Source organism: Anaerolineae bacterium (assembly GCA_011176535.1).
Taxonomy (GTDB): domain Bacteria; phylum Chloroflexota; class Anaerolineae; order Anaerolineales; family DRMV01; genus DUEP01.
The window spans coordinates 14,587-27,985 of sequence record DUEP01000006.1 but is presented as its reverse complement, the minus strand read 5'-3'; the positions used below and the strand labels follow the sequence as shown (position 1 = coordinate 27,985).

At 64.6% G+C, this 13,399-nt stretch carries 9 protein-coding genes and 1 pseudogene; 5 read left to right on the top strand and 5 right to left on the bottom strand.

The genetic code is table 11. The annotated features are described in order from the left end of the window. The 3 genes and pseudogenes from cydB to cydC all read left to right on the top strand — a co-directional run. A partial coding sequence (cydB, locus tag G4O04_01395; protein ID HEY57194.1) for a cytochrome d ubiquinol oxidase subunit II occupies positions 1-970 on the top strand: 970 nt, incomplete at its 5' end. A gap of 66 nt (positions 971-1,036) precedes the next feature. Beyond that, positions 1,037-2,695, top strand: a pseudogene (gene cydD, locus G4O04_01390) (thiol reductant ABC exporter subunit CydD). Between the two features lie 34 nt (positions 2,696-2,729). After that, the gene (cydC, locus tag G4O04_01385) at positions 2,730-4,700 is read left to right on the top strand and encodes a thiol reductant ABC exporter subunit CydC (GenBank protein HEY57193.1); all 1,971 of its coding nucleotides are present in this window, start codon (positions 2,730-2,732) and stop codon (positions 4,698-4,700) included. 107 nt (positions 4,701-4,807) lie between these two features. Here cydC and G4O04_01380 read toward each other — a convergent pair whose 3' ends face one another. The 3 genes from G4O04_01380 to G4O04_01370 all read right to left on the bottom strand — a co-directional run bounded on the left by G4O04_01380 (position 4,808) and on the right by G4O04_01370 (position 7,723). After that, positions 4,808-5,299 (bottom strand): hypothetical protein, encoded by a 492-nt coding sequence (locus G4O04_01380; GenBank protein HEY57192.1) that lies wholly within the window; start codon positions 5,297-5,299, stop codon positions 4,808-4,810. Between the two features lie 106 nt (positions 5,300-5,405). Continuing rightward, positions 5,406-6,731 carry an NAD(P)/FAD-dependent oxidoreductase gene (locus tag G4O04_01375; protein HEY57191.1) on the bottom strand — a complete coding sequence of 442 codons (1,326 nt, stop codon included), beginning with the start codon at positions 6,729-6,731 and terminating at the stop codon, positions 5,406-5,408. Next, positions 6,728-7,723 carry a flippase-like domain-containing protein gene (locus G4O04_01370; GenBank protein ID HEY57190.1) on the bottom strand — a complete coding sequence of 332 codons (996 nt, stop codon included), beginning with the start codon at positions 7,721-7,723 and terminating at the stop codon, positions 6,728-6,730. The genes G4O04_01375 and G4O04_01370 overlap by 4 nt, the downstream gene beginning before the upstream one ends. An 88-nt stretch (positions 7,724-7,811) precedes the next feature. On the opposite strand from G4O04_01370, the gene G4O04_01365 reads away from it, so the two are divergent. Both G4O04_01365 and G4O04_01360 read left to right on the top strand, forming a co-directional pair. Further along, on the top strand, positions 7,812-8,624 hold the full coding sequence (locus G4O04_01365) for a biotin--[acetyl-CoA-carboxylase] ligase (GenBank protein HEY57189.1): 813 nt from the start codon (positions 7,812-7,814) through the stop codon (positions 8,622-8,624). Between the two features lie 130 nt (positions 8,625-8,754). Continuing rightward, positions 8,755-8,964, top strand: coding sequence for a hypothetical protein (locus G4O04_01360; GenBank protein ID HEY57188.1), 210 nt, complete (start codon positions 8,755-8,757; stop codon positions 8,962-8,964). 67 nt (positions 8,965-9,031) lie between these two features. Here the strand turns inward: G4O04_01360 and gyrA are convergent, their stop codons facing one another. Both gyrA and G4O04_01350 read right to left on the bottom strand, forming a co-directional pair. Then, positions 9,032-11,521, bottom strand: a complete 2,490-nt coding sequence (gene gyrA, locus G4O04_01355; GenBank protein HEY57187.1) for a DNA gyrase subunit A — start codon at positions 11,519-11,521, stop codon at positions 9,032-9,034. A gap of 207 nt (positions 11,522-11,728) precedes the next feature. Then, positions 11,729-13,225: an NAD(P)-dependent oxidoreductase gene (locus G4O04_01350; protein ID HEY57186.1), complete on the bottom strand. Its 1,497-nt coding sequence runs from the start codon at positions 13,223-13,225 to the stop codon at positions 11,729-11,731. Positions 13,226-13,399: the final 174 nt, after the last annotated feature.

Here is a 13,399-nt window from a genome sequence, read left to right as displayed (position 1 = left end):
TACGGTTTTGTTCATCGGCTTCTTTGTCCTGGAGGGGTTTGACTACGGTGTAGGTATGTTGCTGCCCTTCCTGGGCAAGAAGGACGAGGAGCGGCGGGTGATCATCAATACCATTGGCCCGGTGTGGGACAGTAATGAGGTGTGGCTGATCACCGCCGGTGGCGCGATGTTTGCCGCTTTTCCTCAGGTATATGCGACTCTGTTCAGCGGTGCCTATCTGGTGTTGACCTTGATGCTCATTTTCCTGATCTTGCGCGGTGTGGCCTTTGAGTTCCGCAGTAAGAACCCTGAAGCCCGATGGCGCACTACTTGGGATTGGATGATCTTCATTGGCTCCCTGGGAGCGGCGGTGCTTTGGGGTGCTGTGGTGGGTAACCTGATGCGCGGGATGGCCATTGATGAGAATATGAACTATTGGGGTGGCCTGTTGCCCTTGCTCAACCCCTTCGCTCTGTGGGCAGGGATCACCTTTGTTGCCCTTTTTGTCATGCATGGGGCCAATTATTTGGCGTTGCGCACGACAGGGGACGTGGAAGCCCGGGCGAAGGAGACGGCTTTCAAGGCTTGGGTGGTCGCCCTAATCGCCACGGTGGTCTTCGTGCTCTGGGCCTTCTTTGCCACCGATATTCTGACCAGCGGTGGCCTGATTCCCGCGGCCATTGCGGCGTTGCTGCTCGTCCTGGTTGGCGTTTTCGTCAAGCAGGGAGCCTTTGGCAGGGCTTTCCTCAGCGGTGCGCTGACCATCGCCCTCGCCACCATTATGGTGTTTGCCGGGCTTTACCCGCGCCTTCTCATCTCCACCATCAAGCCGGAGTACAGCCTAACCATCTACAACGCTGCATCGTCACCTTATACTCTGAAGGTAATGACCATTGTCTCCCTCATCTTCTTGCCGTTCGTGCTGGCATACGTGGCCTGGACCTATTGGATCTTTCGGGGCCGCGTCACCGGTGAGAAAATGGTCTACTAAGCTCAGGAGACCATCTTCGGGGGTGGGGGGGGGACCCTTCACCCCCCTTTTTTGGTTCCTGTTCCCATGCACCGTCGTCTGATTGCCTTAGCCCGCGGCACAGGCCGTACCTTTGCCTTCACTATCGGCACCATCTGGCTCGCCGGGGTGTTGACGATTGCCCAGGCCTGGGTGCTCAGCCGCATTGTGGATGCCGTCTTCCTCGGTGGGGCCGACCTTGCCCAGGTGTGGCCCCTGCTGCGCCGTTTGTTGCTCCTTATGCTGGCGCGCGCCTCGCTCGGCGGCCTGCACGAGATCGGTGCCAAAGCCATTGCGGTGCGGGTGAAGAGCGACCTGCGTCGCCGTCTCTTCGCCCACCTGCAGGCCCTCGGCCCTCTCTACACCCGTGGGCAGCGCACTGGTGAACTCACCGCCACCGCCGTGGAAGGCATCGAAGCCCTGGACGCTTACTTCAGCCAGTACCTGCCCCAGGTGGTGGTCACCGCCCTCATCCCCCTGACCATCCTCTTCTTCGTTTTCTCCCATGATGCGCTTTCGGGCGCGGTCATGTTGCTCACCGCCCCGCTTATTCCCTTCTTCATGGTGCTCATCGGCAAGGGAGCCGAGGCCGTCACCCGCCGTCAGTACCTCACCCTGAGCCGCCTCTCGGCGCATTTCCTCGACACCCTGCAGGGGCTGACCACCCTCAAACTTCTGGGACGCTCCAAGGACTACGCCGACACCATCGCCGAGGTGAGCGACCGCTACCGCCGGGCCACCTTAGGCGTGCTGCGGCTCACCTTCCTCTCGGCCTTTGCCCTGGAACTGCTGGCCACCATCAGCACGGCCATCGTCGCCGTTGAGGTGGGCCTGCGCCTGCTCTACGCCAAGATGGCCTTTCAGAGCGCCTTCTTTGTGCTCATCCTGGCACCCGAATTCTACCTGCCCTTCCGTCTGTTAGGGCTGCGTTTCCACGCGGGGATGGATGGCGTCACGGCGGCCCGGCGTATCTTTGAGATTCTGGACGCGCAACCCCTGCGCCCCGCGCAGCGCCCCGCCGCGCCCCAGGCCCCCATCGTGGCCGTGGAACTGGATCGGGTCACCTTCACCTATCCCGGTGAGCCTCGGCCTGCCCTGCGTGAGGTCAGCCTGCGCATCGCCGCTGGTGAGCGCCTGGCCCTGGTGGGCCCCAGCGGTGCAGGCAAGAGCACCCTGGTGGGCCTGTTGCTGGGCTTTTTGCAGCCTACCGAAGGCTGYATCCGCACCCACTACGCCGACGGTACTGTGGTAGAAGSCCCCCCGCCCCCCGACCGCCTKGCCTGGGTGCCCCAGCRGCCYCACCTCTTCCACGACACGCTGGARGCCAACCTGCGYCTGGGCAAGCCCGATGCTACCCCYGCSGAACTGCACCGCGCCCTGCRGGCCGCYCACCTGGAGGATTTCGTCCRCACCCTGCCTCAGGGCCTGCAGACCCCCATCGGCGAGGCCGGTTCGCGCCTCAGCGGCGGTCAGGCYCAGCGCCTGGCTYTGGCCCGYGCYTTTCTCAAGGAYGCNCCCTTTNCTCATCCTYGAYGARCCSACCTCSCACCTYGAYCCAGAGACCGAAGCTCAACTGGAAGCCAGCACCCGCCGCTTGATGGAAGGACGCACCGTGGTCGTCATCGCCCACCGGCTGCACACCGTGCGCGATGCTACGCGCATTGTGGTTTTGGACCAAGGCCGTGTGGGAGAGCAGGGTACCCATGAGGAACTGTTGGCCCGTAAGGGGCTGTATGCCCACATGGTGACGGCTACGAGTCTCACCCCACTCCCGCCCGTCTTCGCCGGGCATCCCCTTCCCTCCCTTGGCAAGGGTGGGGAGAAGAGTGGGGAGAGAGGAGATATCCCCCTGGGGCCCGCCCAGGTCGGACCCCCTGGGCCCGATGCCGAACCCCAGGGGAAAGGGCCCATCCTGAGGCGGTTGTTGGGCTTCCTGCGCGGGTATGAAGGCTGGGTTGCTCTCTCGGTGCTCCTGGGCGCCTTCACCATCGGGGCCAATGTGTCCTTGATGGGCACTTCGGCCTGGTTGATCGCCATGGCTGCCCTGCACCCTGATTTGGCCGCATTGCAGGTGGCCATCGTGGGCGTGCGCTTTTTCGGCATTAGCCGGGCGGTGTTCCGCTACGCCGAGCGGTTGGTCTCTCACAATGTGACCTTTTTGCTGCTGGCCCGGCTGCGGGTGTGGTTCTACCGCCGCATCGAGCCTCTGGCCCCGGCCCGGCTGATGACTTATCGTGCCGGGGACCTGCTGGCCCGCGTGGTGGGCGATGTGGAGACGTTGGAAAACCTGTATGTGCGGGTGGTGGCGCCGGTGCTGGTGGCCGGGTTGACCGCCCTGGGCGTGGGGCTTTTTCTAGCCGCCTATGGCCCGCAATTGGCTGTGGTGGCTTTAGTGGCCTTTGTCACCGCCGGGGCGCTGTTGCCCTGGGTGGTGCGTCACCTCAGCCGGGGGTCGGGGCAGCGGTTGGTCGCCCTGCGCGGCCAACTCAGCGCCCTGCTGGTGGGCGGCATTCAGGGCTTGGCCGACCTGTTGGCCTACGACCGGGCAGCGGCCCACGGGGAGCGCATCGCCCAGGTGGACGAGGCCTACGCCCGCGCCCAGCGCCGCTTAGCCTTGCTCAGCGCGGCCCATACCGGCCTGAGCGGCCTGCTGGCCGACCTGGCCTTGTGGGGCGTGGTGGTGCTGAGCATCCCCCTGGTGCGCGAGGGGCGCATCGGGGGAGTGATGCTGGGCGCTTTAGGGTTGCTCACCCTGGCCGCCTTCGAGGCCGCTACTCCCCTGCCCGCGGCGGCCCAGATGTGGGAGAGCGTGCGCACCGCTGCCGCTCGTCTCTTTGAGGTGGTGGATGTGGGCCCTCACCCCTCTCCCCTGTCCGCTGCCCCGCTGCCGCGCGACGCGGCCTTCCCCCCTTCCCTTTCCCCCAGGGAAAGGGAAAGGGGGAGCGAGGGGGGAGGAGCGAGGGCGTTGCCCCCCGCCCTCGACATCCGTGACCTCACCTTCACCTACCCCGGCAGCGACCAACCGGCCTTGCGCGGGGTATCGCTGCGCGTGCCCCAGGGCGCGGCCATCGGCATCGTCGGCCCCAGCGGTGCGGGCAAGACCACCATCGCTAACCTGCTGCTTCGCTTTTGGGATTATGAGCAGGGGGAGATTCGTTTGGGCGGGATAAGCCTCAAGGCTTTGGATCCCGACGAAGTGCGAGCGCACTTTGCCGTGGTGTCGCAGCAAACCTATTTGTTCAACGCCACGGTGTGGGAGAACCTGCGCTTGGCCAAACCCGACGCCACCCAGGAGGAAATCGAAGCCGCGGCCCGCCGCGCCCGCATCCATGAGGTCATCCTGCGCCTGCCCCAGGGATACGACACCTACATCGGCGAGCAGGGGATGCGCCTATCGGGCGGGGAACGCCAGCGTATCGCCATCGCCCGCGCGCTGCTCAAGGACGCGCCCATCCTGCTGCTGGACGAACCTACCGCCCACCTCGACCCGGTAACCGAGCAGCAGGTGCTGGAGGCCCTGTTCGTGGCGATGGAGGGCCGCACCACGATCTGGATCACCCACCGCCTGCTGGCGATGGACCGCCTGGACGAGATTCTGGTGCTCGACCACGGGCGCATCGTCGAGCGGGGCACCCATGCGTCCTTGCTGGCCCAGGGCGGCCTCTACCGCCGCCTGTGGGAACTGCAACACAGGCGGTTTTTGGGGGTGTGAAGAGGGAATCGTATGTCCGTGAGTCGTTGCGTCGTGAGTCGGATGGAGTGGCCCTTACGCAGATTGAACCGGCCCTTTGCGCTCTTGGAAGCCTCAAGTTTCCCCCGCTACCGCAGCAGGAAATTGCTCAGCGTGATGAGCACCGTGATCACGGTGAAGCCCACCCCCATCGTCCACTGCATCATCCCAAGGCGCTTGTCCACAGCCTCGAAACGGGCGTTCATTTCGCGTTGGAGGCTCTCGAAGCGGGCGTTCATCTCCCGCTGGAGGCTTTCGAAGCGTTTTTCCGAGGCTTCAAAGCGTTTTTCCGAGGCTTCAAAGCGTTGGTCCATGGCTTCAAAGCGGGCGATCATCTCGCGCTGAAGGCTCTCGAAGCGTTTTTCTGAGGCCTCGAAACGCTTCTCTATGGCCTCAAAGCGGGCTTGCTCAATTTCTCGGAGTGCTTTGAGCTCCTCTTCTACTCGAACGACCCGCTCTATGAGCGCAAGTTCCCGCGCCCGCAGTTCGTTCTGCCGCACGAAGTGCGCGATTTTCTCGGCGATAAGTTGTTCCAAGGCCTGTTGAAATTCCGGGTCTTGGAGTAACGTCTTCTGGGACATCCTTTCCTCCAGGGCTGCTCAAGAAAGGCTGAAAAGAGTATACCATGATCCCCGATCCCCCGCCGGCACCTTTTTCGTTTTTGAGGCCTGGGAGACGCAGGGGACGCTACGCGGCGGAGTCGCCGTGGTCTTCCAGCATCATCCGCGCGGCCCGGCGGCCGATTTCCACCGCGAAGTTGGTCCCTCGGTCCCAGGGATAGACCTGGGACATGCTGGCAAAATACAGCCCCGGCAAGGGGGTGCGGATGGCAGGGATGTGGCGTGAGTGGTTCACCAGCGGCACCGGCTGCGCGTACTTGGCGCGGAACAGCCAGACGCCCCGCACCCAGTCGGGCCGAAAGTCGGGGTTGATGCGTTGCAGCGCGGGCAGAAAATGCTCCAACAGTTCCTCTTTGCTCAGGCGGAAGTATTCGTGTTCGGGGTCCAGATAATCGCCGCAGTACACGATGTGGTCGCCGCCGAAGTGGGCGGCGGAGAGGAAGTTGGTGTGCTCCACCAGGGCCAGGAAGGGGAAGCCAGTGGCCTTGGGAATGTTGTACCAGTAGTACCCCTCGCGCGAGAGACGCTGTTTGAGGGCCAGGATGAGCACCACTGCCCCCAGGCTCCTCAGCTTAAGCAGGCCTTCCAGATAATCCGCGGGCAGGGTTGGGGCCATGTGGGCCATTCCCGCCGGGGACACGGTGACCAGCACTTGGTGGTAGGTTTGGGGCGTGGCCCCTGACGCCGGGGCGGGCACGACCTGCAGGCCGCGGCCGGTCCCCTTGGGCTCCGGCAGGATGCGCTCCACGGGGGTTCGGAGGCGAATTTCCGCCCCCATCCGCCGCAGGCGCCCGGCAAAGGCGTCCAAAAAGGCCTGAAAGCCGCCCTCGAAGGTGCCTAAGCGCGGCGTGCGGGCGTGCAGGCGGGCCCAGAACCAGGCCATGTTCACCTCGCGGTAATGACGCCCGAACTTGCCCACCAGCAGAGGCTCCCAGAGCGCCGTATAGGCGCGTTCGCCTAAGGTGCGGCGCAGCCACTCGTGGGCCGTGTGGCGTTCCAGAGGTTGCCAGCGGGGGGTGAGGCGCAGGTAGAGCCCCACCAGGCCGAAGCGCACCTTGTCGGGCCAGCGCAGGCCGGGGTAGCGGAGCACGGCAAAGGGCGAATCAAAAGGATAGAACTTCCCCTGGTGGTAAACCACGGTCACCGGTCGAGGGAAACGTACCTTGTCCTCCCAACCCAACTCCCGAATCAGCCCGAGGATGTGCTGGTCCGAAGCGAACCAGTGGTGGTAGAACTTCTCCATGGACCAGTCCCAGTGGGGGGCTTTGAATCCCCCGGCCAGCCCGCCCACCTGGGCGTCGGCTTCGTACAGGGTCACTTGATGTCCGGCGCGAAGCAGGTCATAGGCCGCACTCATGCCGGCCACGCCAGCGCCGACGATGGCGATGTTCATTCGGCTGCCTCCGCGTACCCGGTGGTCTGAATGCCCTCACGCAGGGCGTAGTAGCCGCCCAGGGCGGTAATGGGCAGCCACAAGGCGGCGTGCAATACCAGCGTGTAGGCTGCCGCCACCTCGCCCGCCACCTCAGCCGCGCGCAAGACGGCGATCCCCGGAGTGTCGAAGGTCCCTACATACCCCGGCGCCGAGGGTAGCGTGGTGGCCAGGTTTACGATGCCGTTCATCAACATCAGGGTGAAGAAATCCACCTGGAAAGGGAAGGCGTGCATCACGAACCAGTATTTGCCCGTCTCCAACAGCCAGATCAGCACCGAGGTGACGAAGACCATCAGGGCCTCCCGCGGCGAGCGCAGGGATTCCAGCCCTTGCAGGAAGCGCAACCCCAGGCCGAGGGTCTTTTCCCGGATCCCTTGGGGAAGGCGTCGGGCCATCCCATGGAGCACCTGCTCGGCCCGTTGGGGGAACATGGCCGCCAGCAGGAAGAGGGCCAGCACCCCAAAGAAGGCACCGCTGCCCCAGAGGGCCAAGTCGCGGATGCTGCCCACGAAGCCCGAGTCGCCGCCGAGGGCAGCCAGCCGGGGCAGGTTGAGGAAGACGAAACCGAGCATGACCACGCCGTCGTACACCCGCTCTACCAAAATGGTGACCAGCGAGGCGGAGATGGGCACGCCTTCGCGCCGCTTGAGCACCACGGCGCGGAGCACTTCCCCGGCGCGGGCGGGGTAGATGTTGTTGCCCATGTAGCCGATGGTCACGATGGGGAACATGGTGCGCGTGGGGATGGCCTTGAGCGGGCGCAGCAGATAGTGCCATCGCCAGGCGCGCACCCACACGCCCACGAAGTACACGGCCACGCCGGGGAGCAGCCACCAGTAGTTGGCCCGACCCAGCGCAGCGAGCACTTCGTCCAGATGAAGGCCGCGCAGGGCCAGGTAGAGGAACCCCGCGCTGATGGCGACGCCAAGCAGGAGATGTCCGCGTTTCATGGGGGGAATTCTACCATGGGGGAGGTGGAGGGAGTGCTTTTCTCCCCACCCTTCGCCTCTACGGCGCTTGCCTGGTACAATGTGGTCCATGCAAGAGATGCCGCCGTTTCCGCCGCCGGAGGATCTGCGTTGGGCGTTGCGAGGCCTGCCGCTGAGCGCTTGGTGGTACTTCCCCGCCGTGGGCTCGACCAACGCTGTGGCGCTGACCTGGGCCGAAGCCGGGGCGCCTGACGGTTGTCTGGTGTTGGCCGACGAGCAAACCCAGGGCCGGGGCCGGTTGGGGCGTCGGTGGTATACGCCGCCCGGCGCGGCCCTGGCCTTCACCGTGCTCTTGCGCCCTTTGCCGGACGAGGTGCCTGCGCTGTCCCGGTGGGCGGTCTGGGGCGGGTTGGCCGTGGCCCTGGCGCTGGAAAGGCAATGGGGGGTGCGCCCGCGGCTCAAGTGGCCCAACGATGTGCTCCTCGAGGGACGCAAGGTGGCGGGGGTGTTGGCCGAGACGCTGTGGCAGGGCGACCGGCCTCGGGCGGTGGCCTTAGGGATTGGCGTGAACCTTGCACCGCAGGCGGTGCCGCCAGAGGCCTGGCTCGACTTCCCTGCGGGTTGTGTGGCCGATGCCGTGGGCCGACCGGTGGCGCGCTGGGCGTTTTTGCGGTTTGTTTTGGAGACCTTGCTGGCCTGGCGGACCAGGGTGCCCACCAAGGCCTTTCTGGAGGCCTGGGAGGCGCGGCTGGCTTATCGCGGCCAGCCGGTGCAAGCCACTCTGCCCGGCGGCGAATGGGTACAGGGTGTGGTGGAAGGGCTCACTTCCCAGGGCGCCTTGCGCCTGCGGCTCCCTTCGGGCGCGGTGCGCGTGCTCCGGGATACGGTGACTCACCTGCGCCCCATAGCGGAGGAGGCGTAGGCCCCACGGGGTTGAATGAGCGTCACAAGCCTTTCCCTTTGATCGTGTGGCCGGGGCGCGGTTTGGCGTCCGATGGGCGAACTTCAGTTGACTTTTTGTCAAAAATGGCTACACTTAGAGCAGGAGGCCGATGATGTTGGATGACTTTCGCAATGCGGATGCCGGAACTTTCCAGGACGACACCACAGCGCCGGAGTTGAGCGAAGAGCCCCAGCCTCAAGATGCCCTGGGCATGACGCCGGTGCAACGCTTCGTGCTGGCGTTGATGTTTTTCTTCAGCATGTTCCTGCTGGGCACGGTGTGCCTGCTCGTCACGCAGCGCATCTGGTTGCCTTTGTAAACCAGGGGAGAATGTAAAACGCCGCCCGGCCTGCCTGGGCGGCGTTGTTTGATGATGGGGGGAGCTTTCAGGCGGCCTGAGGGCCTTTGGTTCGGTTGTTCAACAAATGAGCGGCCAGACGGGCGACCGATGCCACCGCGTCGCCGGATTGCAGGTTCATCAACCGCACGCCGCGCGTGGCCCGACCGGCGCGTTTGATCTGCCTGACTTTGGTGCGCAGCACCACGCCGTTGGCCGAGATGAGGGTGAGGTCGTCGGCTTCCTGAACCACCCGGGCGGCCACGATGGGGCCGATTTTGTCCAGCGCGTGGACATCGATGGTGCGCACACCGCCTGTGGCGCGACTCTTGCGCGGGTATTCGCTCAATGGGGTGCGTTTGCCGTACCCCTGGGCGGTGACCACCAGCAGGTCGCCTTTGGGTTCGACGACCTCCATGGCTGCCAGGGCGTCGCCCGGGTGCAGGCGGATGCCGGTCACTCCGGCGGCCTGGCGGCTCATGGGCCGGACCTCGCTTTCGTGGAAGCGCAGCGCCTGACCGCGCTCGGTGACCAGGATGATCTCGTCGTCGCCTTTGGTCAGCCGCACCCAGCCTAAGGCATCGTCGTCGGCCAGGGTGATGGCGATCAGGCCGGAGGGGCGCACTGCGGCGAACTCCTCCAGCCGCACCCGTTTGACGCGGCCTCGCCGGGTGGTCATGAAGCAGTATTCGGCGGCCGCGAAATCGGGCACGGGCACGGCGGCGGTCACCTGCTCACCGGGCAGCAGGGGCAGCAGATGGACAATGGGCACGCCTTTCCCCGTGCGACCGGCTTCGGGAATCTGGTAGGCTTTGACCGAGTACACCTTGCCCCGGTCGGTGAAGAAGAGCACGGTGTATAGCGTGCGCGCCGGGAGCAGCAGGATCACCTCGTCTTCGTCGCGGGTGGTGTGTCCCATCACGCCGCGTCCGCCCCGGCCCTGGGCGCGGAAGGTGCGGGTGGGCACGCGCTTGATGTAGCCCTTTTGCGTCAGGCTGATGAGCACGGGTTCGTCCTGCACCAGATCTTCTTCCCGGATCTCGCCGGTGGCCTGCGCCGCGATTTTGGTGCGTCGCTCGTCCCCGTAGCGTTCCGCCACATCGAGCAGGTCCTCCCGGATGACCTGAAGCACCTTCTTGGGGTGGGCCAACAGGTCTTCCAGGTAAGCGATGCGTTCCTGGGTGCTGCGGTATTCGTCCTCGATTTTCTGGCGTTCCAGGGCGGCCAAGCGGCGCAGTGGCATGTCCAGGATGGCCTGGGCCTGAACCTCGGTGAGGTGGAAGCGTTCCATCAGGCGTTCTTTGGCCGTCTCGGCGTCGGGGGAGCGACGGATGGTTTCGATGACCGCGTCCAGGTTGGCCAGGGCGATGAGGTAGCCTTCGAGGATGTGGGCGCGCTTGCGGGCCTTGTCCAGTTCGTAAGCCGAGCGCCGACGGATGACCTCGCGGCGGTGCTCGATGTACACCACCATGGCCCGCTTGAGCGAAAGCAGGCGCGGTTCGCCCTCCACCAGAGCCAGCATCTGCACGCCGAAGGTGGTCTGCAAAGGCGTGTGCTTGTAGAGTTGGTTGAGCACCTTGCGGGGTTGGGTGCCGCGTTTGAGTTCGATGACGATGCTCATCCCCCGGCGGTCCGATTCGTCGCGCAGGTCGCTGATGGCGTCGATGCGCCCGGTGCGCACCAGGTGGGCGATGCGCTCGATGAGCGAGGCCTTGTTGACCTGATAGGGAATCTGCGTGATGACGATGCGATAGCGCCCGCCCTTGCCCTCTTCGATGCGGGCCACGCCGCGCACGGTGATCTTGCCCCGGCCGGAGGTGTAGGCCTGCTTGATGGCGTCGGCGCCCACGATGATACCCCCTGTGGGGAAGTCGGGGCCTTTGACGAAGGCCATCAGGTCGTCTACCCCCACCTCATCCAGGTTGTCCCAGCGGTCGATGAGGTAGACCAGGGCGTCCACCAGTTCGCGCAGGTTGTGGGGCGGGATGTTCGTTGCCATGCCCACGGCGATCCCCGACGCGCCGTTCATCAGCAGGTTGGGGATGCGCGAGGGGAGCACCACCGGCTCCTGGAGGGAGCCGTCGAAGTTGTCGATGAAGTCCACGGTGTCTTTGTCCAGGTCGGCCAGCATCTCCTCGGCCAGATGACTGAGGCGGGCTTCGGTGTAGCGCATGGCCGCCGGGGCGTCGCCGTCGATGGAGCCGAAGTTGCCCTGGCCGTCTACCAGGGGGTAGCGCATGGAGAAGTCCTGGGCCATGCGCACCATGGCCTCGTACACGGCCTGGTCGCCATGGGGGTGGTACTTGCCCAGCACCTCGCCGACGATACGGGCCGATTTTTTGTAGGCGCTGTTGGCCCGCAGGCCCATGTCGTGCATGGCGTAGAGGATGCGCCGCTGGACCGGTTTGAGGCCATCGCGAGCGTCGGGCAGCGCCCGGGCCACGATGACGCTCATGGCGTAGTCCAGATAGGCCGAGCGCATCTCTTCGGTGATGTCGACCGATTGAACATGCCCAAGGTTCGTGGAAGTCGCTTCCATGGGTGGGTTTTCCTGAAAGAGTGGGGTTACCTGGCTGACAACATAGAAAACGCCGCGCCCAGAGAGCAATGGCGGGCGGGCGTCAGAGCGAATTATACCATGAATTTTTTTGGGGTGTTAAAGGAAGAAGAGAACGAGTCAAAGGAAAGAAAAAGACCTGCCGGGCTCCTGGCAAAGCCGGCAGGTCTGGGTGGGCAGGGGATGAAGTTAGACCAACACCAGCGTCTCCGGGTCGGTGTTGAGTTCCTCGGCGGTGGGCATCTTGCCGGTGCGCAGATAGAAGTCGATGCCCTTGGCTGCCCGTCGGCCGGCGGCCACGGCGGTGACCACCAGGTCGGGGCCGGTGACGGCATCGCCGCCGGCGAACACGCCCTCGCGGGTGGTGGCTCCGGTCTTGGGGTCGGCGGTGATCAGCCCCCAGTCATGGGTGTTCAGCCCAGGGGTGCTTTCGCCGATGGTGGGGTCCGGCCAGTAACCGATGGCCAGGACGGCGATATCTGCTTCGATGAGGAAGTTGGAGCCTTCGATGGGGATGGGGCGGCGGCGGCCGCTTTCGTCGGGTTCGCCCAATTTCATCTTGATGCATTCCACCGCTTTCAGGCGGCCATCCTCGCCGGGGATGAAGCGCACGGGCTGGGTGAGGAACATGTATTTCGCGCCCTCTTCTTTGGCCCATTTGCGGTCTTTCTCGCCGCCGGGCATCTCGGCCTCGGAGCGGCGGTACACGCAGATAGCTTCCTTGGCGCCTAAGCGGATGGAGGTGCGCAAGCAGTCGGCTGCCGTGTCGCCACCGCCTACCACGATGACCCGCTTGCCCTTGATCTCGGGCGGTTCAGGCAGCCCCGGTGGGCGCAGTTCTTCGGGCACATTGCCCAGGATGAGGTATTCGCTGGCGTTGTACACGCCGGGGGTCTTCACCCCCTCGGCTTTCATTTGGGCGTCGATGTTGGCGCCCACGCCGATGAACATAGCATCGAAGCCCTCGTTGAACAGGTCGTCGATGGTCTTGTCTTTGCCAATGGTGGTGTTGAATACGAACTCCACCCCGGCGCGCTTGAGGTCGTCCACGCGGGCAAAGACCACCTCTTTGGGGAGTTTGAAGTTGGGAATGCCATAGACCAAAAGGCCGCCGGGGCCGGGTTTGGCTTCGAAAATGGTCACCTCGTGCCCCATGCGGCGCAACTGCTCGGCGCAGGAAAGACCCGCTGGCCCCGCCCCGACCACGGCCACGCGCTTGCCGGTGGGCTCGCCAACCGGCACATCCACTTTGCCGTCCCGCTGCTCGCGGTAGTAATCCACGGCGAAGCGTTCCAGAATGCCCGTAAGCACCGGCTCGTCGTTGTGGTTGCGCACGCAAGACCCTTCACAGAGCACTTCCTGGGGGCAAACCCGGCTGCACACTTCGGGCATGGAACTGGTCTCGTGGTACAGTTTGGCGGCCTCTTCGTATTCTCCGACCTCGATCAGCCACATGGCCGAGGGAATGTCGTTGTGCACGGGGCAGCCTTGCATACAGGGTGCGGGGTCAGGACAGTGGATGCAGCGCGAGGCTTCCAGTTCCGCCCGTTCGGGGTCCAGGGGGATGACGATGTCGTTGAAATCGCAGACCCGCTCTGTCGGGTCGCGGGTGGGTAGGCCAAAGAAAGGAATGGTCAGACGCTTCTTGCGGTCGATGGCCAGGGTTTCGCTGGGTACATGCTGCATAAGAAAGACCTCCTCTGCCGGGGTGGGGGCCCAAGATAAGGTCATTCAATTGTGAATTTGAGCACAGTGTCCCTAATTATAAGTCAAATTGGGTATCTTGTCAGCCTCTGTGTGCCTGTTGGGGACTGTTGGGCCTTGGGAATGGCGCCTGGGGGCCATGCGGGCCGAAAACCT